Genomic DNA, 22,845 nt, shown 5'->3' with positions numbered 1-22,845 from the left:
CCAAAGGTCACTTTGCCCCCGTACGGCGTGTGCCGCGGCCCCGTCCCTGGACCGGCACCCCCGCCAACTCGGCTATGGAAATCCGCAGGGCGGAGGCCGGCGCCGTTTCCAGCAGCGCCGTCCCCGAGAGCAGGGAGGCGTCCGCAGCGTCATAGTCCGCCGGCAGGAAGGCGCTGATCTCCCCTCCCGGACCGAATCTTTCCCAGGCTCCGCGCAGTTGGCTTTCCGGCTGCCGTCCCACGGAGGAGGCCCGCACCTTGTTCAGCACGACGCGCGGCTGAAGCCCGGGAACCGCCCCCGCCAGCTCCGAGAGCGCGCGGACCAGGCGGGGTACTCCGACGGAGTCCGCCGCCCCCACGGCGTAGACCGCGTCAGCGGATTCAAGGACCGCGAGGGTGGACGCGTTGCGCCGCGGGGCGATGGTGTCGAAGCTCAGTTCCTCGTCCGTCTCGAGGGAGAATCCACAGTCGACGACGATCAGGTCGGCGATCCGTCGTGCCGCAGTGAGGACGCCCGACAATGCTGCCGGACGCAGCTCCACCCACCGGTCCGCGCGGGTGATACCGGTCAGGACCGACAACCGGTGCCCCCGAAGGGAGACGCCGGCCGAGATGCGGTGCAGCGCGGCGTCGTCGAGCAACCCCTGGTCGGCGAGGCGGCACGCCTGGGCCAGCCCGGCGGATTCATCGAGCAGGCCGAGGCTGACAGCCACGCTCGAACCGTAGGTATCGGCGTCGATAAGGAGCACTCCTGCCCCGGCGGCAGCTGCCTCGGCGGCCAGGTTGACCGCCAGCGTGGTCCTGCCCGGGGCGCCGGCCGGGCCCCACACTGCGGTGACCGTTCCCCTGCGGGCGTCCGGTTCCGCAGTATCTTCCGTCCCGGGGACTGCTGCCCCTGCACCGAAGGCCGCGGCCGGGTCCGCGAGACTGCTGCTGTTTGCCGTCCGCGTGCCGCCCGCGGGCAGGTCCAGCTCCTGTACCGCTGTGGAGATGAGGCCGGCGAGCGTCCCCGGATCCACGCCGCTGGGAGCATGCACGATCCGAAGGGTTTCAAGCCGCTGCCGTAGCACGGCATCGTCGGCGAGCGCCACGAGCGCAACCCCCGCCGCCGCCAGCCGTTCCGCCAGTGCTGCGGTGAGGTTCTCCGCCTCGTCGACGACGACGGCGGCGCGCACGATGCCGCTTTGCGAGACAGCTACCAGCTCAGTGAGTTCGGTGCACCTCCGCACCACGGTGACGGGTCCCTGCAGCCGCTCCAACCCATCGAGGACTCCGGCGGTGGCGGCTCCGACGGTAGCGACGGGGATGTTCACGACCCCGGCGAGGGATTGTGGACCACGGTGATCTTGGCCTGGTTGGACAAGGCTGTCAGCAGCAGCGGCAGATCGGCATCGTCCACCAGGACCAGCAGCTCTGTGCTGCGGCTGGCTCCCAGCGCGGACTCGGTGACGGCCAGCTCCGAGATTTCCGCGGCTTCGATCAGCTGTTTCGGCTCGTCAAAGCCATTCCGTGCGTTGGGCATGGCCGCCCAAATATCAACGCGTGATCCGGCGTCGGTGCTGGCAGGCAACGGGTCCTCCACCCGCAGTCCCACCGGTTTGCGGTCCAGCGCGTCGGGCTCGACCAGCGAGGACCGGGCCACCAGTTCGCCTTTGCGCAGTGCCGCGCCCGCGACGGCGTTCTCCGGCAGGCCGCCGGCGACCGGGAGGTACAGGTTCTCGGCATTGCCCAGCCGGACCGGCGCCGCCAGCAGGTCTTCGGCACGGAGGGGCGTCCCCGGAGGAACGTCGCGGTTTACCGCATACACCTCAGTGGTCCGGTCGGCGCTGCTTACCAGGGTGACCACCCCGGCAACGGAGCCAAGTACCAGCAGGATTCCCAGCAGAAGCCTCGGATCCCGCCACGACGGTTTGCGCAGCCGTGCCGCCGGCGGTTCTCCACCCGTTGCGCGGTCAGTTAGGTGCAGGCTCATGCTCCCCCGTTTCTGTTCCCAGTTGCCCCGCACCGGGGAACTGGCTGGGGCCATTGTGGAGGAACCGCCGGGGGAAGCAAACGGTGGTTTCCGGGGAAAGTGGAATCTGTGGATAACCGCCGGCCCGATCCTGCTGGTGTCACACTGGTGCTGCTGGTATACAACGGGTGCAAACCGCTGGAGTGCGGTGCGAAAGGTGAGTGGCGTGGGCGATAAGAGATTCCTGACGCTGGCCGATGTCGCCGAGGTGCTGAACATATCCTCCTCGCAGACGTACGCCCTTGTTCGCAGCGGCGAACTTCCAGCCATCCAGATCGGAGGCAGGGGCCAGTGGCGGGTCGAATCGCAGCAGCTTGAAGATTACATTTCGCGCGCCTACCGGAAATCGGCTGCCGCCGTACGGCAGGGCATACCGATGGAGGAAAACGCCGGAAACTAAACCGGGAACTCCGGCTGCCTGCAGGCGCAGGACCGGGTCACTCCCAGCCGTTACGATCCGAAAACACGGCAGCCACCGACTCCGTCGGCAGGACATAGACCCCCGTGACGTTTATGTTGCGCCGGGGCTGGTCGGACGGTACGACCGCGAGCTCCAGGAAGTCGCTGCCTACCCGGTCGATGGTACCGGACAGGGAACCCCCTGCTCCCACGGAGTGGACAACGACGGCGCTGCGGTCCCTGGCGATGCTGCGCAGCGCAGATGCCACTCCCAACCGCACTTTTCCCGCCGGCCGGCTCGCGAAACGATCCATGCCCCGGATGGCAACCACGTGGGACAACACTGCCAAGGCTGCACCCCGGTCCTGTTCCAGCGCCACCCATCCCTCTCCTACGTGCCGCAGGATTCCCCGCGCCATCCCTGCCTTACCGAGATCGAACGCGAGCTGCCGGCCGCTCTGGCTGCGCAGCCTGTCCTGAAGGCTGATCCCCTGCAGTTCCGTCCGCACGCGGTCGGAAATCTCGCTGTCCGCTGCCGCCCCGGCAGCTGCGGCAAGCTGTGCCTCCATGTCCCTGAACAGGGCGTCCCATCGCATCGCCCAAGGCTAGCGTCCACGTAGGCCGCCGACCACTCTGGACACTGACCGAGGCGAAGTGTAGACACGGGCACCAGATGGGCTATCCAGCACCAAAGACACGGAAACCCACCTAAGGGCATCAATCGATGCCAAGGTCCACCAAACGGACCTAAATGACAGATTCAATGCCTACTTCTCGGAGAATGCCATGACCGGAGACACGTCCCGCGGGCTGGCGGCAGATGCACTCGCCACGGTGCTCATAGCGGCCGTCGGCCTGATCCTGCTGTGGTGCGGGACGCTGATGCTGCCGGCGGCAGAAGCCGCCGGTGCGACGCTGCTGTCCCCCGACCCGCTGTCCGGGGCGGTGTTTTCCCAGGCCTCGCTGGCACAGGTGGCAGGGCTGGCCGCTGCTGCTGCAGGCGTCCTGCTGACCGCGTGGTGGGTTGCGGGATTCGCCTGCGCACTGACAGGCTGCATTCTCCACCGTTTCGGCTTCCGGGCCGGAGCCAGGCGGATGCTGGCCCTGGCGCCCGGGCCGCTTCGCCGGCTGGCATCGGCTGCGCTGGGACTTTCCCTGGTTGCCGGGGGCACGCTGGGAGCCGTACCCGGGGCAGCTGCATCCGCCGCGGTCGTCTCACGGACGTCGGAGGCCGGTACGCCCGGCCCCGGAGCGGGGCCCGCTCCTGCGGGGTCCGCACTTGGAGCCATGGCAGCCGCCCTGCCGACCGGCGGACAGGCGGGGTCCGCGGCTGCCGATCCTCCGGAGCACCAGGGGCCCGGAGAAGATGTTTCTCCCCTGTGGCGTCCTGCACCTCCGCCTGCTGACGGCAGCCTGCTGACCGGTGTTCCGCGAAGCGATGAACGGGAGGTTGTGGTTGCGGCGGGAGACACGCTCTGGTCGCTGGCCGCATCCCGCCTCGGGCCGCAGGCCACGGATGCAGAGACCGCCGCGCAATGGCCCCGCTGGTACGAACTGAACAGGGATGTGATCGGTCCGGACCCGGGCCTGATTCATCCGGGCCAGGTCCTGGCGGTTCCACCCCCGTGAACGCAGCGGCCCCTCCCCGTCAGCACGCCGCCTGCAGCACCGGAACACAGCACATCCGCGATTGGAAAGGATGCACCATGACCAGCGTGATATTCCTCCCCGCTCCCGATGCCCCGCCTGCGCCGCCGGGCGACCCCGCTGACGGAACCGCAGCGCCCATCGCGGTCTATCTGGCACCCTCCAGCGAGGTGCTTCCCGCTCCCGTTCCGGCTGCCCCGCGGGAGCGGCACAGCCGCACAGCGGATCCGTCTCCGGGTCCCGAAGCTGCCAACTGGACGTCGGCGCCGGAGGACGACGCCCGGGTGAAAGCCATCTGCCAATCGGTGGCGCTTGCGGCACTTGAAGTGCTGGGCGGTGTCCGTCCGCTGCAGCAGATGGCCCGCTGGCTGGACCCGGAGAACTATGAACGGCTGCAGATGCGTGCCAACCTCGTCCGCGGGCGGCAGCAGGACCCCCGTGCGCGGTCCGGAACGGCACCTGATCCGCAGCTGCTGCACAGGGGTGTACGCATCCGTTCCTGCCGGCTCTGCCCGGTTGCGGAGGGGATCTACGAGGCCACGGTCGTGGCCCTGGAACACGAAAGAGCCCGCGCCGTCGCACTGAGGGTGCAGCTGCGGCGCGGGCTCTGGAAAGTTACCGCCCTGGAGATCGGATAGGCCCGGCCGGTTCGGCCGGGCTTATCCGGTTACTTGCGTCGTTTGGCCTTCTTGGCCGGCGGCTTCTTGCCGGCCTGGGAAGCCTTTCCTGCGGCGGGAGCGGACGGACCCGCTGTGGTGCCGCGGGAAGCCGTGCGTTCCACCCTGGTTTCCACTCCGCCCTGGCTGTCCGGGGCGGTGAACTGCAGGCTGGCCGGCTGCCTCGGGGCTTCCAGCCCTGCTGCCTTGATGACCGGGGTGCCGACGATGCCGCGGGCGTCCTTGACGCCGGAGAGTCCGGTTGCTGCCGGGGCCGCCGGTTCGCTGACCTGCACGTCGGCATTGAAGAGGTATCCGACGCTTTCCTCGCGGATGGACTCCATCATTGTCTGGAACATGACGAATCCTTCGCGCTGGTACTCCACCAGGGGATCGCGCTGGGCCATGGCCCGCAGCCCGATGCCTTCCTTGAGGTAGTCCATCTCGTAAAGGTGTTCCTGCCACTTGCGCCCGATGACCGAGAGCACGACGCGGCGCTCCAGCTCCCGCATGGTCGCCGAACCAAGGGCTTCCTCGCGGGCCTGGTAGGCCAGTTTCGCGTCGGACAGGATTTCGTTGTGCAGGAACTCGCGGGAGAGTTTGGACCGGCCGCCCGCTTCCTCCACCACCTCGTCGATGGTCAGGCTGATCGGGTACAGCGTCTTGAGGTTGGTCCACAGCTGCTCGAGATCCCAGTCGTCGCCATGGCCCTCCGCTGTCGCTTCGTTGAGAACCGCAGTGACCACATCCTCCAGGAAGAAGCTGATCTTCTCCTGCAGGTCGTCGCCTTCCAGGATCCGGCGGCGGTCTCCGTAAATGGCTTCACGCTGGCGGTTCAGGACATCGTCGTATTTCAGGACGTTCTTGCGCTGTTCGGCGTTGCGTCCTTCGACCTGGCCCTGTGCGTTCTGGATCGCCTTCGACACCAGCTTGGATTCCAGCGCGACGTCGTCAGGCATGGACGAGCTGTTCATGATCCGTTCGGCGGCACCGGAATTGAACAGACGCATCAGGTCATCGGTCAGCGAGAGGTAGAACCGCGATTCGCCCGGGTCACCCTGGCGTCCGGACCGCCCGCGGAGCTGGTTATCGATGCGTCGGGATTCGTGGCGCTCGGTGCCCAGTACGTAGAGTCCGCCGAGTTCGACCACTTCCTGCTGCTCGGCGGCGACGGCCTGGCGCGCCTTTTCGAGGGCGTCCGGCCAGGCTGCTTCGTAATCCTCGGGATTTTCGTTCGGGTCCAGCCCCCGCCGCTCAAGTTCGGCAATAGCGTTGAACTCGGCGTTTCCGCCGAGCATGATGTCAGTGCCGCGGCCTGCCATGTTCGTCGCCACCGTGACGGCCCCCTTGCGGCCGGCCTGGGCAACAATAGCGGCTTCACGTGCGTGGTTCTTCGCGTTCAGCACCTCGTGCCGGATGCCGGCCTTGGCAAGCTGCTTGGAAAGGTACTCGCTCTTTTCCACGCTCGTGGTGCCCACGAGCACGGGCTGGCCGGAAGCGTGCCGCTCGGCAATGTCCTTCACCACGGCGTCGAACTTCGCCACTTCGTTCTTGTAGATCAGGTCGGACTGGTCAATGCGGGCCATGGGCTTGTTTGTCGGGATGGGCACCACGCCGAGCTTGTAGGTGCTCATGAACTCCGCGGCCTCGGTTTCCGCCGTGCCGGTCATTCCCGCGAGCTTTTCGTAGAGGCGGAAGTAATTCTGCAGGGTCACCGTGGCGAGGGTCTGGTTCTCGGCCTTGATGACCACCCCTTCCTTCGCCTCGATCGCCTGGTGCATGCCCTCGTTGTACCGGCGTCCGGCCAGGATGCGGCCCGTGTGCTCGTCAACGATCATGACTTCGCCGTTCAGGACCACGTAGTCCTTGTCCCGCTTGAACAGTTCCTTGGCCTTGATCGCGTTGTTCAGGAAGCCGATCAGGGGGGTGTTTGCCGCCTCGTAGAGGTTGGAGATGCCGAGGTAGTCCTCGACCTTCTCGATGCCCGGCTCGAGGATGCCGACGGTCCGCTTCTTCTCGTCCACCTCATAGTCGGTGTCCAGCGTCAGCCGCTGGACCACCTTGGAGAACTCGGTGTACCACCGGTTCACGTCGCCGCTCGCGGCACCGGAAATAATCAGCGGAGTACGGGCCTCGTCAATGAGGATGGAGTCCACTTCGTCGACAATGGCAAAGTGGTGGCCGCGCTGCACCAGCTCGGCCGCGCTCCAGGCCATGTTGTCGCGGAGGTAGTCGAAACCGAACTCGTTGTTCGTTCCGTAGGTGATATCGGCGGCGTACTGCTCGCGCCGGGTCGCGGGGTCCTGGTTGGAAAGGATGCAGCCGCTGGTCATCCCGAGGAAGCGGAAAACACGCCCCATCAGGTCCGACTGATATTCCGCCAGGTAGTCATTGACGGTCACGATATGGACGCCGCGGCCGGTCAGCGCATTCAGGTAGGCCGGGGCGGTTGCCACCAGGGTCTTGCCTTCACCGGTTTTCATTTCGGCAATGTTGCCCAGGTGCAGGGCGGCGCCGCCCATCAGCTGGACGTCGAAGTGCCGCATGCCGAGCGTACGTCCGGCAGCCTCACGGACAGCGGCAAACGCTTCGGGAAGGAGGTCATCCAGGGACTCACCGCCGTTGTAACGCTCCTTGAGGCGATCCGTTTCACCCCTGAGCTCGGCATCGGTCATGCCCTTGAACTCATCCTCGAGCACGTTGATCGCGTCGGCGTAGTTACGCAGTGTCTTCAGCGTCTTCTTGTCGCCGGTACGAAGAACTCGTTCGAGTAGTGATGCCACTGATTTGCTCCCAATCTAGTTGCCGAAATCTGGCGTCCTCAGTCTACGTGAGAGACGTACGGTGAAGGTCCGTGGTTCCCCACTAACCTTTATTCCCTGCATACTGCCAGCTTCAGGGCGGGAGCCAGGTCCCCCGCAGGCTTCACCATTATCTGTCCGAGCCCCAGCCACTGTGCCATGAGCCGCAGCTCCGCGGCGAGTTGGCGCGCCGTCTGCGGCGGTGCTTCCGGTTCCGCAAAGGCGGCCTGCACAAGGAGCATACCCGCGGCGCGGTCCGCTTTGAGGTCCACCCTGGCCACCAGTTCCTCTCCCAGCAGGAAGGGCAGCACGTAGTAGCCGAACCTGCGGGCCGCCGGCGGCGTATAGATTTCGATGCGGTAATGGAAGTTGAACAGCTCTTCGAGCCGCCGCCGCTCGAAGATGAGGGAATCGAACGGGCTCAGCAGCGCCTGGCCGGACACGGACCTCGGCACCGTGGCTTCCGCATGCAGATAGGCCGGCTGGATCCAGCCGGCCACATCGACCCGTTCGAGGATGCCCTTTGCGGCAAGTACCTCGGCGGCGGCGGCCGTCTCGCGCTGCTGCAGGCGGAAATAGTCGGCCAGTCCGCGGACCGTCGCGATGCCGTGGGCCCGCGCTGCAACCTCGGTCAGACGCAGCACGGCCTGCCCGGGATCTGATGGTTCCAGGGCTGCGGCCCCTGCGGGATGGACCGCCGGGGTAGGTGCGTACAGCCGCTCGAACTGCTGCGTGCGCCCGGCGGAAGCGATGTGCCCGGAGGCGAACAGATCCTCCAGCACCCGCTTACCGGCATTCCAGTTCCAGCCCCAGTGCGAGGTGTCCCGTACCGTGCTGTGGCCCAGGTGCTCGATGACCTGGCGCGAGGTCAGGGGTTTGCCGGCGGCCTCCAGGAGTTCGAGGATGCGTTGCCGAAGGTCCCCGGCAACCGCCGGCGGCAGGGAGTCGGCAGTCATCCAGGTGCGCCGCTGGACGGCACGCAGATCGGCGAACAATTCCGGGCGGATGAAACTTGCCTCGTGCGCCCAGTATTCGACCATGCGGCGCGGCCGCCGGGTCCCCAGCCGCTCCAGGTGTGCCCGGTCGTAGGGCCCCAACCGGGAGAACAGCGGCAGGTAATGACTGCGGGCAAGGACGTTGACGGAGTCAATCTGCAGCAGGGCGAGCCGCTCAAAGGTACGGCCCACCTGCCTTGCGTTAACAAGGCCGGCGGGCCGTACCCGGGCCAGTCCCTGAGCCGCCAGCGCCGTACGGCGGGCCTGGCGGAGCGAGAGCCGAGTTGTCATCCCCTTATCCTAGGGGCCGGACGCTGTGTGCTCAGGCGGTGGCGCGGCCGTCCGCGGGGCTTTCCGCCACCCGGTAACCGCGGATTTCCTCCCGTGGATCTTCTGCGCCTTCGGCGCACTTGGAGTCCAGGGTGATGACTCCGTAAGTCCAGCCGCGGCGGCGGTACACCACCGAGGGCGCACCGGTGGCGGAATCCACAAAGAGGTAGAAGTCGTGGCCGACCAGCTCCATATTGTCCACGGCGTCGTCAAGGCTCATGGGGGCACCCGGGAAAACCTTGCGCCGGATCACTACGGGGCACTCGCCCGTGGCTTCCTCTGCTGCCGCGTCCTCGGCATCGTTGTCCTGTTCTTCGGCCGCGGCTGCCACCTGTGCGTAGAGCGGCTCGGAGGTACTCACGGGACCAAGATCAGCAGTGGCAACCCGGACGGGCGTGGGTGCGTGGCGGCCGTGGTGCACCTTGCGCCTGTCACTGGCCCGACGCAGCCGTTCCAGCAGCTTCCCGTACGCGAGGTCGAACGCCGCGAACTTGTCCGAGGATGTTGCCTCTGCACGGACCACGGGGCCGCGTCCGGTGACCGTGATTTCCACGGTGAGGGCGCTGTCTGCGTCCCGGACGTTACCCTGCTTCGTGACCCTGGCCTCCACCCGCTGGACCTTGTCGCCGAGCGCCTCCACTTTGCCGATCTTCTCTTCGGCGTACTCGCGGAACCGGTCTGACACTGCAACGTTACGTCCGCTGATCATGAATTCCATGGTGCCCTCCAATAGATTTCGGTGACACAACAACGGCCGCTGCCAGTTTCCTTCGCGGCCGTTGCCGCAGGATAGCCCCGCTACTTGAAGCTATCCATACTCAACACGTTAGATCACCGCCGGGCTTTATTCACGTCCCGCGATTCCGTTTACGGCACCTGCACGAAGCGCCCCCGGAACGGCAGCGATTGCGGGGCCAGTGTTACGTGACGGTGCTGGTGTTGCTGCAATGACGGCCGCGCCGAGGACCTCCGCCCCGGCCGCGCGCAGTGCCCGCACGGCCTCCGCGATGGTGGCTCCCGTGGTCAGCACGTCGTCCAGGACCAGGCAGTGGACCCCGGCAAGTCCCCCGGGCGGGCCAGCCGTCATGGTGCCTTGTACGTTCCGCCGGGCACGGCGGCCGAGGCCCTTCTGCGGCCCCGGGAGCCGTGCCCCGGACCCCAGCCGCCGCAGGAGCGCCTCCGGACCGTGTGCTTTTGCCGAGACCAGCGGCCGCACCGTGCAGCCGGCAGGCAGCAGCCGCCGTCGCCGGATCCACTTCAGCAGCAGGACCAACGGCACATAGCCGCGTTTCCGGCGAGAGGCTCCGGTGCCCGGAACGGGAACCAGGACCAGGAAGTGGACCCCGCCCCTGACCCGTGCCTGAAGCACCGCCGCCTGCACGGCACCGGCCAGCACCGGAGCCAGGACGGCGGCCAGATCGGTGTGGCCCCGGTTCTTGAAGGCCAGCAGCGCACGCGCAAGCACCCCTGCATATGCTCCGGCGGCCGTCACCGGGAGCGGACTAAAGGATTCGGTCTCCGTGGCGGCGGCTTCCGGACCGGGCGGAGCCTGCCCCCGGGGCGATACTGCCGGGTTCCCTGCCGGCAGGAGCAACACCGGCTCCGCGGCAGGAAGCGCACCCGCCCCCTCCTGTGCGGAGTACGGATGCAGCGTGCTGCGGCGGATCCGTGCAGCACATGCGGCGCACAGCGAATGATCCGGGGCTCCGCACCCCACGCACAAGACCGGGGCCAGCACAGCGGCCAGCCCGGCCGCCGCCGCCGCGATCCGTTGTCCGGTACGGGAATACACCAGCCGGTCCAGCTGGGCGAGTGGCCTGTCCATCCGCCCATAGTGGACCCGGGCGGTCGGCCGCGGGCCTTCCGGCGGGGCCGTTGGCTGCTGGAACGGCTGCGGATCACCCTGTGGAGGAAAGGAGGACCTCCGGCATCAGCCCGGGAACGCCGGGTCCCGTGTTCCCTCGGTCCGCAGGGACCAGCTGCTCCCGACTTTGTTGAAGATGCCTTCGTCCGTCTGGATAAAGATGTCCTCCACGCCGTTTCCGGCGCTCAGTCCCGCAATGCCCTCCTTCGGGGACAAGAGCTCGGATTCACGGGCGGTGCCCAGGATTACCGGGGCTGCTTCCTCCGCCCCTGCCTGCACGGCAACCACCGTATCTTCAGAAGCCCACTTCGCGCGGTTCACTGCCCCGGCCTTGGAAGGAACCTGGAGGGTCATCGGTACCGTGAGTGACATCGGTGCACCTTCAGGCGACCGGACGACGCCGGCGATCCTCACCTCGCTGCCTCCGCTTCCGTTCACCACGACGAGCGCCCGGGTGCCGTCACGGGAAATCCGCAGCTCGGTCACCGTCAACCCGTCCAGCCAAGGTGCCGTGAGCACCGCGGCAGAGCTACGGTCCCCTCCGGGCGGTACGGCAACGACCTGTGAACCGGTGCCCGAAGGCCTGGCGGTCCAGACCCACCGCAGTGGATCCACGCTTGGCGGGGTGAACTTTCCGCCGTCGGCCGCCACCCTGACGTCCTGCCCGTCCCCCGTGACCAGCAGGGTGTCCGCCTCGCTGTCCAGGAACGCAATCACCGATCCGTCCGCAGACATGGCCGGGTCCCGGGGGCCGTACTCCGCGACCGAAGGAACATTCCCGATGGGTTCGGGTCCGTCGGCGTAGTACGCCAGTTCGCCCTGGTCGACCACAATCTGGGTGGCACCGGCTGAAGGGTCCTCCACGGCGGACTGCAGCTCTCCGCTGCCCTTGCCGAGATCCACGTCCCGCTGGTCCACCGTCATGCTGACGGACGTCACGTTGTTCAGGCCGCGGAGGTTCTGTTCAAGCTGCTTCACCATCTGCTGACGGTTCAGGTCGCTTGAATCCCGCAGCGACTCGGCAGCGAAATCCACGACAGCCTCCCCGGAGGCGACAGGCACGGCGTCCCGGGCCAGCGCGGTTCCGGCGGGAAAAGCGCTCACGACGGCGCCCTGCAGGTACGGGGCGGGGCCGACGAGGAGTTCCTTGACGATATTGGCCGCAATGCCGGCCCGCTGAATGAACCAACGGGTATCCGGCACCCAGTACTGGTAGTCACCCGAATAGAAGTACAGGTTGTGGGCAATGAAGAGCGCGGGGAAACTCGCCAGGGACACGATGATTCCGTCAGGGACGGCGGAAAGCCTCCACTGTCCCTCTACCTGTACGAGCTGCACGGGGAATGTTTCGGTGCTGCCGTCCGGAGCATCGGTCCGGATCCCCCGGGAATCCACGCTTCCATGGACTTCCAGCTGGATCTGGAACTGGTCCGGTTCCGGCATGGCCACAATGCGTGAGGACCGGTAAATGGTTACCCGTTCCGTTGGCGACCAGGTATTCGCCAGCTCCGGGGCCAGGAACTGCCGGGCCACGCTGTAGTCATCCGCCGCCCCCTTGCCCGCGTCCATGAAGCCGCGGATGATGTCCTGCGGCGAAGCATCCTCGGCCGGACCTTCCGGGGAAAACACCGCGTCTTCCCCGGTCTCGCCGTTCTGTTCAGCCGAAGCCGTGCCGACCGGCCCGACAGTGGGTATCGATGAGCACCCGCTCAGGACAAGGACAGCGCCGAGCAGCACAACCAGCGTCCGCCGGAGTCCCTGCCGTGGCCCGGACAGCATGTTCCCTCTAGGCATCAGGTTCCTCTCCCCCGACCGGTGCCGCAGCGGCAATCGCACGGGGCACGCTGCCGCCGTCGCGGGGTGACAGCGGCACCGGAGATGTCTCAAACGGCACACCGTGGCGGCGCGGAAGCGTCAGGCGGAAGCACGAGCCGTTGCCCGGCTCGCCCCAGGCTTCGAGCCATCCACTGTGAAGGCGCGTGTCTTCGGTGGCGATCGACAGGCCCAGTCCGCTGCCGCCCGTGGTCCGCGCCCGCGCCGGATCCGCCCTCCAGAACCGGTCGAAGACGTGGCCGGCGGCCTCCTCCGTCATTCCGATACCGTGGTCGCGGACCGCTATGCCTACGGCGTCCTCGGAGGCGGCGATGGCAATTTCGATGGGTTCCCCTTCACCGTGTTCCAGCGCATTCACCAACAGGTTACGCAGGATCCGTTCGATCCGGCGCGGATCAGCGTCCACTACGCAGCTGGATTCCTTCGACACCACAACCACCTCGGACCCGCAGTTGTTGGCGAGCGGTTCGGTCGCGTCGATCACGTCGCGGACAATATGGAAAACATCGGTGGGTTCCAGGTCGAGGGCCGCCGCACCGGCGTCGAACCGGGAGATTTCCAGGAGGTCGGCCAGGAGCGCCTGGAACCGCTCCACCTGGTGGTAGAGCAGTTCGGTGGAGCGCCGGTACATCGGATCGAAGGTGTCCCGCGCGTCGTACAGCACTTCCGCGGCCATCCGCACCGTGGTAAGCGGCGTCCGAAGCTCGTGGGAAACGTCGGAGACAAAGACCTGCTGCATCCGTGAAAGGGTTGCCAGCTGCGTGATCTGGTCCTGCAGGGTACCCGCCATGTGGTTGAACGAGGCGGCAAGCCGCGCCACTTCGTCCTCACCCTTGACTTCCATGCGTTCCTGCAGTTCGCCGGCGGCCAGCTTCTCCGACACGGACGCCGCGTCGCTGACTGCGCCCAGGCCGGCCTTGGCCACGATCCATGCGATGGTGCCGCTGATGGCGAGGAGGAGGAAACCGGCAATCCAGAGCGTGCGGTGGATATCGTCGAGGGTTTCCTGCATCGACTGCAGGTCGTAGATCAGGTAGAGGGCATATTCGGAGCTGTCCGGGGGCAGCGTCACCTTGGTTCCAAACGCGATGCCCGGTTCACCGTTGGCGAGTTCGAGCGGAGACCAGAACACGTAATCCGTTTCAGACTCCGAGGCTTCACTGGCGATAACGGCATCGCTGAGGGCCACCGGGATGCCGTTTGCCGTGATGTTGCCGCTGTTTACGGAGGACGTGATGTACAGGGGTTCTTCCGTGGGCAGCGGGGTGAGCAGATATGTGCGCTGCGCGTCCGCTCCCTGTCCTTCCAGGAGCGGAAGGGTGTCCATGACCAGCCGGTCGGTACTTTCCCGGTCACTGGCGGCGGTGTTCCGGAAGTTGTCCTTGACGTTGGACAGACCCGCCGTCGCTTCGGTCCGGAACTGGGCCAGCCGCTCTTCATACAGCGAACCGGCAATCTGGTGCGAAAGGAAAGCACCGATACCGGCGCCGGCCAAGGCCACAAGGAGCAGGGTCGAAACAACCGTCTTGAACTGCAGGGACCGCCGCCACTGGCGGGCTATGCGGTGGAAAGTGGCACGCCGCAAAGCGTCGCGCAGGCGCACCAGGGCCTGCAGCGACGAGGATACCTTCGGGTTCCCGGCCATCCCGGCCAGGAATCCCGGCACCTTAACTCTGGCCGGCTTTGTATCCGACACCGCGCACCGTCAGTACAATCTCGGGTGCCTCGGGGTCTCGTTCAATCTTGGAGCGGAGCCTCTGCACATGCACATTTACCAGCCGCGTGTCCGCGGCGTGGCGGTATCCCCAGACCTGCTCCAGCAGCATCTCGCGGGTGAAAACCTGCCAAGGCTTGCGGGCAAGGGCTACAAGGAGGTCGAATTCCAGCGGCGTCAGCGAAATGCTGTCCCCGCCCCGCGCCACGGAGTGGCCTGCAACGTCGATGGATACTTCGCCGATCCGGAGGGTCTCCGGCGACTTCTGGTCGCCCGGCCGCAGCCTCGCACGGACCCGCGCCACCAGTTCTGCGGGCTTGAAGGGCTTGGGTACGTAGTCGTCCGCGCCGGATTCCAGACCGCGCACGACGTCGGAGGTATCCGACTTGGCGGTGAGCATCACAATGGGGGTGTCGGACTCGCCGCGGATCTGCCGGCACACTTCAATGCCGTCGATGCCGGGGAGCATCAGGTCAAGCAGGACGAGGTCCGGCTTGCTGCTGCGGAAGACTTCGAGCGCGGAGGAACCGTCAGCACAGAACACGGGGTCAAACCCGTCGTTACGCAGCACGATGCCAATCATCTCGGCGAGTGCTTCGTCGTCGTCTACGACCAGTATGCGTGCCTTCATAGCTCCCTGTTCCGCTGCCTGTTTCCACACCCGCCGTTGCGCGCGTGCCGCAGCAGACCTGGCGGCTGCCGCTCCCCCACGGCGTACCAATGCCGCCTAAGTTAATCACTATCATCCTAAGGGACTCAGATGCCGCCACGGCTCGCCGGGTGGCGTTTGCGCGGACCGTCACTATAGTCGAGGTAACGAACGCTAGTGCCTGCGGGGGAAACGGGTGAAGATGAGCGAGGAAGAACACAGGGACCGGGAACTCACCGGCCGGGACGACGGCGCGGGTCCGCCCGCGCCCGGAACGCCGCTGCCCGCCGCCCAATGGGGAGGGCAGCATTCCGCCCCGCCCGCGCCCGGGGCACCGCCCCCGCCTGCCAACCCCTGGGCCGCGCAGGGCAACCCCTGGGGACAGCACTCCGCGGGGCAGGGAACCGGCTGGGGCCAGCCGAATCCTTCTCCGGGCGGCGGCTTCCCCGGGCAGGGCTACACACCGCCGCCCAAGCCGGGCATCATTCCGCTGCGACCTCTGGGACTGGGCGAAATCATGGACGGCGCTTTCCAGGCATGCCGCCGGAATGCGCTTGCTGCCTTCGGCAATGCGTTTGTCGTCCAGGCCGTGATGACCCTGCTGCTGATCGCGCTGGGTGCCGGCCTGGTCGCCTCGATTGACGGCTGGCTGCAGAGCGATGCCTTCAGCGGAGAAGTCACCGGCTCGCTGGTCGGAGTGGTGGCAGGATCCGTTTCGACTCTGGGTGGGCTGTCCCTGGCCGGGGTCCTGCTTGTGCAGGGCCTGCTGGTGCTGCCCGTGGTGCGGTCCACCCTGAACCTCAAAACCGGCTTCGGCCAGGTCTGGCAGCTGGCCCGAGGCACCCTCGCTCCGTTGGCGGGCCTTGCACTGCTGATGCTCGCCGGTGCCGCCGTGGGCATCACGGTCCTTTTCCTGCTCGGGTACCTGATTATCGACTCCTTCGGCGGCCTGGGACTTATCGTCGTGATCCCGGCCCTGTTTGCCGTGATCGCCGCCGCCGCCTGGGTCTCGGTGAAGCTGTCCCTGGCGCCGGCCGCGCTGGTGCTGGAACGAATCGGTGTTTTCGCCGCCGTCAGGCGGTCCTGGCAGCTGACGGGACGGAACTGGTGGCGGACCTTCGGGATCCTGGCGCTCACCAGCCTGATCGTCAACTTCCTGACGCAGATCCTTTCCATCCCGCTCACCTTCGGCATCAGCATGCTGACCCTGGTGGACAACGCCGCCTTCACCGTGGTCAGCGTGATCCTGCTCTTCGCAGTGTCGCTGCTGCTGGCGGCCGTCGCCGTCGCCTTCCAGAGTGCCGTCACTGCGCTGCTGTATATCGATCTCCGGATCCGCCGCGAAGGTTTCGATCTGGCCCTGATGAAGGAGCAGGAGAACCCGCAGGCCTCCGATCCGGGCTTCCTGCCCGGCCGGAAAGCCATGCCGCCGGCATACGGGCCGTACGGCCCTGCTGCAGGCACGCAGTAGGCGTGCAGTCCATGGATGCCCCTGTGGAACCGGACGCAGACCAGGCACGGGAATGGGCCCGGGACGAACTGGCGAAGCGGGTCTATGAAGACGCGAAACCCGGACTGCTTGACCGTCTCTGGGAACGCGTGAGCGCCTGGCTGAACGATCTGCTCGAGAACGCGGACGGCCTCGGCGCCGGGCCAGGAGTCCTGATACTGGTCCTCGCCGCCGTCGTCCTCCTCGCAGTTGCCGTTCTCATCATCCGGCCCCGGCTCAATGCCTCAGCGAAGAAGCGGAGCCAGGTTTTCCTGGCGGACGTCGTCGAACAGGCTTCCGACCACCGTGCACGCGCGGAACGGGCCGCCGCCGGGCGGCGCTGGAACGACGCCGTGGCGGAGAGTTTCCGGGCCATGGTCCGTTCGGCCGAGGAACGCGTCATCTTTGAGCCCCGTCCCGCCCGGACCGCAGCCGAAGCCGCCGCCCGCCTTGCTGCGGCCTTCCCGGCACACCGTCCGGAGATCATGGACCTCCGGCGGGTCTTCGACGAAGTGCTCTACGGCAAGGGGATTGCCGAGGAAGCCGATTACCGGCGCGCGCAGAGCCTTGACGCCGCGCTGGAAGCAGCCCTCCCGTCGACGTCCGAACCAGACGAGACCCTGCTGGCGGTGCCGAGATGACCGTGCCTGTCGGGGCAAAGGAAAGAACCCGCGAAGGAGCGAACGGGACGGACGGGGACGAACTGCGTGCCCCGGCGTCCCGCAGCCGGGTGACGGGGTGGCTTCGCCGGCACCGGGTGCTGCTCCTGCTTCTCGTACTCCTGTGCGCGGTGGCCCTTGCTTCGGCCTGGGGACGCACGGACCAGGACAAGGGCGCGCTTTCGCCCGCCAATCCCGCCCCGGACGGTGCCATGGCCACCGCCGAAATCCTGCGGGACCGCGGCGTGGACGTGCAGTACCACGAGCAGCTGGCCGAGGCGCAGGCGGCTCTGGAGGAGCACCCCGGCGCCACCCTGCTGTTCCGTGACCCGGCCGGGTTCCTCACCGGAGAACAACGGCAGGACCTGGCCGGCGCCGCCGGCAGGGTGGTGCTGGTGGAACCCTCCCTGGATCAGCTGACCGACTTTGCCTCGCAGATCCTCTCCGCCGGGGTCCTCCCCGAGGAACCCGCCCGCCACCGGATCGAGGCCGGGTGCAGCAACGCCGACGCGGAGGCCGCCGGCACCATCGAGGCCGGCGGGAAGACCTACCGGGGTCCGGTGACCTGCTTCCCCGCCCCCGGCAGCGAGGGTGCCGATGCAGCAGGTTCGTACGCGGCCACCCGGGACGGGTCCGCAGTGGTGCTGGGCAGCACCGGTCTGCTCTCCAACGAAAACCTTGCCCTCGAGGGCAACGCAGCGCTGGCCCTTCGCACCCTCGGCGTGGACGAAACACTGGTGTGGTACCAGGCCGGTCCCCTCGACATTCCCCCGTCCGAAGCCCCCGCCGATCCTTTCGCACTGTTGCCGCCGTGGGTGAATCCGCTGCTCTTCTGGCTCCTGCTGGTCGCAGCCCTGGCCGCGTTCTGGCGCGGCCGCAGACTGGGTCCGCTGGTCGAGGAGCCCCTGCCCGTGATCGTCCACGCCGCGGAAACCGCCGAGGGCAGGGCCCGCCTGTACCAGGACAGCCAGGCTGTCGGCCATGCAGCGGCGACCCTGCGGGCCGCGGCCATGACCCGGCTGGCGGCGCACCTGCGCCTGGGGCCGGGAGCCGGTTCCGACGACGTCACCCGCGCGGCGGCGAGCGCCTCCGGACGAAGTTATCCCGCAACCGATTACCTGCTCAACCACCGACTGCCCGGGACCGGCGCGGAGCTCGTGCGCTGGGCACAGGACGTGAAAGACCTAGAGGAAGAGGCCACTTCATCATGAGCCAGCAGTACGAGCCCTATGCACCCGCGACCCCCGGTGCCGGCAACGGCACCGCGCCGGCGCCCCCGCTTCCGCCGGAAGATGACCCCGTCCGTGCAGCCCTTGCCCAGGTGCGCCGGGAAGTGGCGAAGGCCGTCGTGGGGCAGGATGCGGCCGTGACCGGGTTGATCATTGCCCTGCTGGCCAGGGGACACGTACTGCTGGAAGGCGTGCCCGGCGTGGCTAAGACGCTGCTCGTCCGGAGCCTGTCCGCGGCGTTGGATCTTGACACCAAGCGTGTCCAGTTCACGCCGGACCTCATGCCCGGCGATGTCACCGGTTCCCTGATCTATGACAACAGGTCCTCCGAGTTCTCGTTCCGGGAGGGGCCGGTGTTCACCAACATCATGCTCGCGGACGAAATCAACCGCACCCCGCCCAAGACCCAGGCGTCGCTGCTCGAAGCCATGGAAGAACGGCAGGTGACCGTGGACGGCGTCACGCGCCCCCTGCCCGAACCGTTCATTGTCGCGGCGACGCAGAACCCGGTGGAGTACGAAGGCACCTACCCGCTCCCCGAGGCACAGTTGGACCGCTTCCTGCTGAAAATGACCCTTGACCTTCCCGGCCGGGAGGACGAAATCGAAGTGATCCGCCGGCACAGCAGCGGCTTTGATCCCCGGAACCTCGCCGCAGCCGGCGTCAGTGCCGTGGCCTCTGCCCAGGACCTGGAGCTGGCGCGCGAAGCCGTGGCCCGGGTGGCCGTTGCCCCCGAGGTCCTCGCCTACATCGTGGACCTGGTGCGCGCGACGCGTGCGGCGCCGTCGTTCCAGCTGGGAGTCTCACCCCGCGGTGCCACCGCCCTCCTGAATACTGCCCGGGCCTGGGCCTGGCTCTCGGGACGTGCCTTCGTTACCCCCGACGATGTCAAGGCGCTGACCCTCCCCGCCCTGCGGCACCGGGTGGCACTGCGCCCCGAGGCGCAGATGGACGGCGTCAACGTGGACGATGTGCTGGGAAGCATTCTCGCCACTGTGCCGGTCCCCCGGTAGCGCTGATGGCTGTCTCGGGCCGCTTGGTCCTGCTGGCGCTCCTGGGTTCCGTGGCCGTGGTCCTGTATCCCGGCACGGTGTCGATCCTGCTGTGGCTGGGGTTCATCGCAGCTGCCGCGGCCCTGGACCTGGTTTTGGCTGCCTCTCCGCGGCGGCTGCGGGTGGAGCGCCGCCTGCCGGAGAACATACGGCTGGGCGAAACCGCAGCGGGAACCCTGGTTATCCGCAATGACGCAGGCCGCCGGCTGCAGGCCGTGGTCCGCGACGGGTGGCAGCCTTCCGCCGGTGCCCGGAATCCGCAGCAGCACCTGACCGTCCCGCCCGGGGAGGCCCGCACCATTCACGTGGTGCTGGAACCGGCACGGCGCGGCATCCTGAAAAGCGGACATGCGGCGGTGCGCAGTTACGGACCCCTGGGGCTTGCGGCACGCCAACGGACGCATGCCGTGCCGGGGGAAATCCGGGTGCTGCCTCCGTTCCATTCCAAACGCCATCTGCCGTCCAAGCTGCGCAGGTTGAGGGAGCTGGACGGGAACACGTCGGTGCAGCTCCGCGGTGCCGGAACCGAGTTCGATTCCCTGCGTGAATACGTCCGCGGAGACGATGTCCGTTCCATCGACTGGCGGGCCACCGCCAGACGGCAGGACACCGTGGTCCGGACGTGGCGGCCGGAGCGCGACCGCCGGGTGGTCATTGCCCTGGATACCTCCCGGACATCCGCCGCCCGGATCCAGGACGAACCCCGCCTGGACACCGGGATCGAAGCCACCCTCCTCCTGGCGGTGCTTGCCCGCAGCGGCGGAGACCGGGTGGATTTCCTGGCCTTCGACCGGCGGATCCGGGCACGGGTTGACTCCGGCGGCCGGGAGAACCTGCTCAGCCGGCTGGTCACGGCCGCGGCTCCGCTGGAACCGGAGCTGATCGAAGCCGACTTCTCGCTGCTGCCCGGGGCGGTGCACGCCGTCACCTCGCACCGCTCCCTGGTGGTCATCATCTCCGCCCTGGATTCCGGAGCAGTGGAAGAGGGATTGGTGCAGGTCCTGCCGCGGCTGCTCCAAAAGCATGTAGTGGTGGTTGCCTCCGTACGGGACCCGGGCCTGGACGAGCTGCGCAGCGGCGGAGGAACAACCCCGGCGGTCTTCCGTGCCGCTGCCGCCGAGCGGGCCCTCCTGGACCGGGCAGCGGTCAGTGCACAGCTGCGGTCAATGGGCGCCGAAGTGGTGGACGAGCCGCCGCAGGAGCTGGCCCCGAAACTGGCAGACATGTACCTGCGGCTCAAGGCCACCGGAAGGCTGTAGCAGTGGACTCCGTCTACCGGCAGGTACTGGGGCGGGAGTTACTCCGCCTCCAGCCGGAACTGCAGCAGTATTTCAGCCTCGGCCCGGACTCCGGACGGTTCGGGGAAGGCACCGGCATCTTCCTCCGGGCCGGCTGTCCCCGGCCATGGCTGCGCCCGCTGCTGCCGCTGGTTCCGGTGTCCAACGCGTTCTTCCCGGACTACGGAACGTCGGTCCCCTTCACCATCCGCAACTATCCGCACCGGGACCCATGTGGCCGGCCGGCGCTGACGGCGGTGCGCCGGTTTGATTTTCCGGGCCGGCAGCGGACCTTCGAGGACACCACGGTGCTGACCGGTCCCGGGGTCCTGACGGATTATCTGGGCCGCCGCCGCAACCTGGCCACGGACCTGCAGCTGCGGGTTTCGGACGACGGCCACCTGCACATGAACTCCCCGGGAAGCCGGTTGTTCCTCGGTCCGCTGCGGCTGCCACTGCCGGAGGTCGCCGGTGCCGACGCGCAGGTGGAACAGTGGTGGGACGACGGGCAGGACCGGTTCCGGATCCGCACCAAAGTCGTCCAGCGGCAGGTCGGCACGGTTTTCGAGTATGACGGCGCGTTCACCTACGCCTACCGGGAGTGGGACGGTGTCCTGCCTGCCGACGTCGAACCGGCACGCTGGGAGCGCCGGACCTGAGCCGCCGTGGACCCTGTTGCCCGAGGGGTTTATCCCTCGGCCACCACCTGGTCCAGTGCAGACGCCGTCTGCGTGAGGCGGGCCAGGACCTTCCTCGCCGCCTCGGGGGACAGATCGGCGAGCCCTGCGGCAGGTGTCAGCCGAAGCGCCGGCAGGTCCTGAACCGCGAGTCCCAGTTTCCGCCAGGGCCGCAGCACCCGGTCCACCAGCTCGGTGACCTGGGGCAGCGCCGACGGGTCGGCAGGAACCGGAAGGATGCCCAGCCAGATCCGCCGTCCGCCTTCAACGGCTTCGGCAATGCCTTCCCAGTCGCGGGCATCCAGCCCGTCGGCAACGAGTGCTGCACCGTGGGCGCCGGCGCCGACCGCGAGCTCAAACGGTGACTGCGTGCCGGGCCGCAGCGGGCCCGCTCCCCCGGCCCGGGGCAGGGTGAAGACTACGTCCGCACCCACGGCCTCGACCGCCTCGCGGACCTGCTGCCAGGCACCGGACACCTCGGCGGACGGAACGGACCGCAGCGTGCGGTAGCCGCTGGCGGTGGGGATGCCCCCGGCCAGGACGGCGGCGGCGTCGGGCTCGTCCACCTGCACGGTGATCCGTGCACCCGGTGCCGACGACGACGCGCGGGCCACGTAGTCCCCCACGCCGGCGGTGAAGGACTGGAGAATGTCCCGGCGGGCGCCGGCGTCGGACAACGCCCGCTCGCCGTTATGCAGGTACAGGTTCGCGGCGAGGGAGAGCGGGCCACGCATGGAGATTTTCAACGCCTCCCCCGTGCGTTCCTCGACTCCGACGACGTCGGCGAGTGCGTTCAGGTCCTGGGTCAGCAGGGAGGCCGCGCGGCGGTGGTCCTTGCCCGGGCGCTCCACCAAACGCCAGCCGTGCGGCTGGATATCCACGAAAAGGTCCACGAGCAGTGCAGCGCTCCGGCCTATCGCGTCCGCACCGGGCCCGCGCTGCGGCAGTTCCACCAGGAAGGGCAGGTGCGGGTCCCCGAGCTCGCCCCGGACCACCCGGGTCGATTCGACCGGGTCGGTCCCCGGCCAGCTGCCCGGCGCCGTCGCCGTGACCACGCCGTTGCGGGCTTCGGGGCGGACGGGCTGTTCCGCAGGCGCCGACTCGCGGCGCCCGTCCTCAGGCCGAAGGGGCATCTGTTCCGCCGTTGCGGGTCTGGGAGATCGCCTGGTGGTGGCGGATCACTTCGCTGATGATGAAGTTCAGGAACTTCTCGGCGAAGGCCGGGTCCAGGTGGGCGTCAGCGGCAAGCCGGCGCAGGCGTGCAATCTGCGCAACTTCCCGTCCGGGGTCGGCCGCCGGCAAGTGGTGTTCCGCCTTCAGGTGGCCCACGCGCTGGGTGGCCTTGAAGCGCTCGGCAAGCAGGTACACAAGGGTGGCGTCAATGTTGTCGATGCTGCTGCGCACGGCTAGCAGCTCTTCCATGACGTCCTCGGCGACCTTCCCGGAGAGGGAACTTGCCCGCGGATTGAACTCTTGGTCCGGTGATTCGCTCATTGGTCCTGTCTGGCTCATTGGTCCAGTTTAGGTGGAGCGGCTCCCGGCCAGGAGCAGGTTACGCCCGGCT

General features: G+C 67.7%; 21 protein-coding genes. 9 read left to right on the top strand and 12 right to left on the bottom strand.

The window, feature by feature from the left end; genetic code table 11:
- Positions 1-7 precede the first annotated feature (7 nt).
- Together AC5RT8_RS13540 and AC5RT8_RS13535 are read right to left on the bottom strand one after the other, a co-directional pair.
- A complete protein-coding gene (locus tag AC5RT8_RS13540; protein ID WP_494096219.1) occupies positions 8-1,312 on the bottom strand; it encodes a CpaE/TadZ family protein in 1,305 nt (434 codons plus the stop codon).
- Positions 1,309-1,971, bottom strand: a complete 663-nt coding sequence (locus AC5RT8_RS13535) for a hypothetical protein (protein WP_494096218.1) — start codon at positions 1,969-1,971, stop codon at positions 1,309-1,311. Before AC5RT8_RS13535 ends, AC5RT8_RS13540 begins: the two co-directional genes overlap by 4 nt.
- 205 nt (positions 1,972-2,176) lie before the next feature.
- On the opposite strand from AC5RT8_RS13535, the gene AC5RT8_RS13530 reads away from it, so the two are divergent.
- The gene (locus AC5RT8_RS13530; RefSeq protein ID WP_494096217.1) at positions 2,177-2,410 is read left to right on the top strand and encodes a helix-turn-helix domain-containing protein; all 234 of its coding nucleotides are present in this window, start codon (positions 2,177-2,179) and stop codon (positions 2,408-2,410) included.
- Positions 2,411-2,447: 37 nt separating this feature from the next.
- On the opposite strand, the gene AC5RT8_RS13525 is transcribed toward AC5RT8_RS13530, so the two are convergent.
- Positions 2,448-3,005, bottom strand: coding sequence for a hypothetical protein (locus AC5RT8_RS13525; RefSeq protein ID WP_494096216.1), 558 nt, complete (start codon positions 3,003-3,005; stop codon positions 2,448-2,450).
- Between the two features lie 190 nt (positions 3,006-3,195).
- Between AC5RT8_RS13525 and AC5RT8_RS13520 the strand changes: the two genes are divergently transcribed.
- Positions 3,196-4,038, top strand: a complete 843-nt coding sequence (locus AC5RT8_RS13520; RefSeq protein WP_494096215.1) for a LysM peptidoglycan-binding domain-containing protein — start codon at positions 3,196-3,198, stop codon at positions 4,036-4,038.
- A 77-nt stretch (positions 4,039-4,115) separates the two neighbouring features.
- Positions 4,116-4,694 (top strand): Rv3235 family protein, encoded by a 579-nt coding sequence (locus AC5RT8_RS13515; RefSeq protein ID WP_494096214.1) that lies wholly within the window; start codon positions 4,116-4,118, stop codon positions 4,692-4,694.
- Positions 4,695-4,723: 29 nt separating this feature from the next.
- On the opposite strand, the gene secA is transcribed toward AC5RT8_RS13515, so the two are convergent.
- The 7 genes from secA to mtrA all read right to left on the bottom strand — a co-directional run bounded on the left by secA (position 4,724) and on the right by mtrA (position 14,880).
- Positions 4,724-7,495: a preprotein translocase subunit SecA gene (gene secA, locus AC5RT8_RS13510; protein WP_494096213.1), complete on the bottom strand. Its 2,772-nt coding sequence runs from the start codon at positions 7,493-7,495 to the stop codon at positions 4,724-4,726.
- Positions 7,496-7,584: 89 nt separating this feature from the next.
- Positions 7,585-8,799, bottom strand: coding sequence for a winged helix-turn-helix domain-containing protein (locus tag AC5RT8_RS13505; protein WP_494096212.1), 1,215 nt, complete (start codon positions 8,797-8,799; stop codon positions 7,585-7,587).
- 31 nt (positions 8,800-8,830) lie between these two features.
- Entirely contained in the window at positions 8,831-9,556 is a 726-nt protein-coding gene (gene hpf, locus AC5RT8_RS13500; protein ID WP_494096211.1) for a ribosome hibernation-promoting factor, HPF/YfiA family, read from the bottom strand.
- Between the two features lie 126 nt (positions 9,557-9,682).
- Positions 9,683-10,663 carry a ComF family protein gene (locus AC5RT8_RS13495; RefSeq protein WP_494096210.1) on the bottom strand — a complete coding sequence of 327 codons (981 nt, stop codon included), beginning with the start codon at positions 10,661-10,663 and terminating at the stop codon, positions 9,683-9,685.
- A 105-nt stretch (positions 10,664-10,768) separates the two neighbouring features.
- On the bottom strand, positions 10,769-12,496 hold the full coding sequence (locus AC5RT8_RS13490) for an LpqB family beta-propeller domain-containing protein (protein ID WP_494096209.1): 1,728 nt from the start codon (positions 12,494-12,496) through the stop codon (positions 10,769-10,771).
- The gene (gene mtrB, locus AC5RT8_RS13485) at positions 12,489-14,201 is read right to left on the bottom strand and encodes an MtrAB system histidine kinase MtrB (RefSeq protein ID WP_494096208.1); all 1,713 of its coding nucleotides are present in this window, start codon (positions 14,199-14,201) and stop codon (positions 12,489-12,491) included. The genes AC5RT8_RS13490 and mtrB overlap by 8 nt, the downstream gene beginning before the upstream one ends.
- Position 14,202: 1 nt before the next feature.
- Complete coding sequence (gene mtrA / locus AC5RT8_RS13480) at positions 14,203-14,880, bottom strand: MtrAB system response regulator MtrA (RefSeq protein ID WP_494096207.1); 678 nt, start codon at positions 14,878-14,880, stop codon at positions 14,203-14,205.
- A gap of 220 nt (positions 14,881-15,100) precedes the next feature.
- On the opposite strand from mtrA, the gene AC5RT8_RS13475 reads away from it, so the two are divergent.
- Genes AC5RT8_RS13475 through AC5RT8_RS13450 form a run of 6 tightly spaced genes read left to right on the top strand, consistent with a single transcriptional unit; the run spans position 15,101 to position 21,263 of the window.
- The gene (locus tag AC5RT8_RS13475; RefSeq protein ID WP_494096206.1) at positions 15,101-16,369 is read left to right on the top strand and encodes a DUF7847 domain-containing protein; all 1,269 of its coding nucleotides are present in this window, start codon (positions 15,101-15,103) and stop codon (positions 16,367-16,369) included.
- Between the two features lie 11 nt (positions 16,370-16,380).
- Positions 16,381-17,028: a DUF4129 domain-containing protein gene (locus AC5RT8_RS13470; protein ID WP_494096205.1), complete on the top strand. Its 648-nt coding sequence runs from the start codon at positions 16,381-16,383 to the stop codon at positions 17,026-17,028.
- On the top strand, positions 17,025-18,257 hold the full coding sequence (locus tag AC5RT8_RS13465) for a DUF4350 domain-containing protein (RefSeq protein WP_494096204.1): 1,233 nt from the start codon (positions 17,025-17,027) through the stop codon (positions 18,255-18,257). The genes AC5RT8_RS13470 and AC5RT8_RS13465 overlap by 4 nt, the downstream gene beginning before the upstream one ends.
- The gene (locus tag AC5RT8_RS13460) at positions 18,254-19,288 is read left to right on the top strand and encodes an AAA family ATPase (RefSeq protein ID WP_494096203.1); all 1,035 of its coding nucleotides are present in this window, start codon (positions 18,254-18,256) and stop codon (positions 19,286-19,288) included. The genes AC5RT8_RS13465 and AC5RT8_RS13460 overlap by 4 nt, the downstream gene beginning before the upstream one ends.
- A 5-nt stretch (positions 19,289-19,293) precedes the next feature.
- On the top strand, positions 19,294-20,586 hold the full coding sequence (locus AC5RT8_RS13455; protein ID WP_494096202.1) for a DUF58 domain-containing protein: 1,293 nt from the start codon (positions 19,294-19,296) through the stop codon (positions 20,584-20,586).
- A 2-nt stretch (positions 20,587-20,588) separates the two neighbouring features.
- Positions 20,589-21,263: a DUF4166 domain-containing protein gene (locus tag AC5RT8_RS13450; RefSeq protein ID WP_494096201.1), complete on the top strand. Its 675-nt coding sequence runs from the start codon at positions 20,589-20,591 to the stop codon at positions 21,261-21,263.
- A 29-nt stretch (positions 21,264-21,292) separates the two neighbouring features.
- Here AC5RT8_RS13450 and AC5RT8_RS13445 read toward each other — a convergent pair whose 3' ends face one another.
- On the bottom strand, positions 21,293-22,414 hold the full coding sequence (locus AC5RT8_RS13445; RefSeq protein WP_494096200.1) for a uroporphyrinogen decarboxylase/cobalamine-independent methonine synthase family protein: 1,122 nt from the start codon (positions 22,412-22,414) through the stop codon (positions 21,293-21,295).
- The gene (locus tag AC5RT8_RS13440; RefSeq protein WP_494096199.1) at positions 22,398-22,775 is read right to left on the bottom strand and encodes a chorismate mutase; all 378 of its coding nucleotides are present in this window, start codon (positions 22,773-22,775) and stop codon (positions 22,398-22,400) included. Before AC5RT8_RS13440 ends, AC5RT8_RS13445 begins: the two co-directional genes overlap by 17 nt.
- Positions 22,776-22,845 lie beyond the last annotated feature (70 nt).

The sequence above is a fragment of the Arthrobacter sp. Ms25 genome (assembly GCF_059090365.1).
Note: the sequence above shows the minus strand (reverse complement) of the source record. Positions and strands in the feature narration are given on the sequence as shown.

What these genes read in the sequence shown, in the direction of transcription:
- AC5RT8_RS13470 (WP_494096205.1), top strand. Translation starts at nt 16,381, where the DNA reads ATGGATGCCCCTGTGGAACCGGACGCAGACCAGGCACGGGAATGGGCC.
- hpf (WP_494096211.1), bottom strand. Translation starts at nt 9,556, where the DNA reads ATGGAATTCATGATCAGCGGACGTAACGTTGCAGTGTCAGACCGGTTC.
- AC5RT8_RS13520 (WP_494096215.1), top strand. Translation starts at nt 3,196, where the DNA reads ATGACCGGAGACACGTCCCGCGGGCTGGCGGCAGATGCACTCGCCACG.
- AC5RT8_RS13445 (WP_494096200.1), bottom strand. Translation starts at nt 22,414, where the DNA reads ATGCCCCTTCGGCCTGAGGACGGGCGCCGCGAGTCGGCGCCTGCGGAA.
- AC5RT8_RS13495 (WP_494096210.1), bottom strand. Translation starts at nt 10,663, where the DNA reads ATGGACAGGCCACTCGCCCAGCTGGACCGGCTGGTGTATTCCCGTACC.
- AC5RT8_RS13535 (WP_494096218.1), bottom strand. Translation starts at nt 1,971, where the DNA reads ATGAGCCTGCACCTAACTGACCGCGCAACGGGTGGAGAACCGCCGGCG.
- AC5RT8_RS13440 (WP_494096199.1), bottom strand. Translation starts at nt 22,775, where the DNA reads ATGAGCGAATCACCGGACCAAGAGTTCAATCCGCGGGCAAGTTCCCTC.
- AC5RT8_RS13490 (WP_494096209.1), bottom strand. Translation starts at nt 12,496, where the DNA reads ATGCCTAGAGGGAACATGCTGTCCGGGCCACGGCAGGGACTCCGGCGG.
- AC5RT8_RS13525 (WP_494096216.1), bottom strand. Translation starts at nt 3,005, where the DNA reads ATGCGATGGGACGCCCTGTTCAGGGACATGGAGGCACAGCTTGCCGCA.
- AC5RT8_RS13505 (WP_494096212.1), bottom strand. Translation starts at nt 8,799, where the DNA reads ATGACAACTCGGCTCTCGCTCCGCCAGGCCCGCCGTACGGCGCTGGCG.
- AC5RT8_RS13475 (WP_494096206.1), top strand. Translation starts at nt 15,101, where the DNA reads ATGAGCGAGGAAGAACACAGGGACCGGGAACTCACCGGCCGGGACGAC.
- AC5RT8_RS13515 (WP_494096214.1), top strand. Translation starts at nt 4,116, where the DNA reads ATGACCAGCGTGATATTCCTCCCCGCTCCCGATGCCCCGCCTGCGCCG.
- AC5RT8_RS13460 (WP_494096203.1), top strand. Translation starts at nt 18,254, where the DNA reads ATGAGCCAGCAGTACGAGCCCTATGCACCCGCGACCCCCGGTGCCGGC.
- mtrA (WP_494096207.1), bottom strand. Translation starts at nt 14,880, where the DNA reads ATGAAGGCACGCATACTGGTCGTAGACGACGACGAAGCACTCGCCGAG.
- AC5RT8_RS13465 (WP_494096204.1), top strand. Translation starts at nt 17,025, where the DNA reads ATGACCGTGCCTGTCGGGGCAAAGGAAAGAACCCGCGAAGGAGCGAAC.
- AC5RT8_RS13455 (WP_494096202.1), top strand. Translation starts at nt 19,294, where the DNA reads ATGGCTGTCTCGGGCCGCTTGGTCCTGCTGGCGCTCCTGGGTTCCGTG.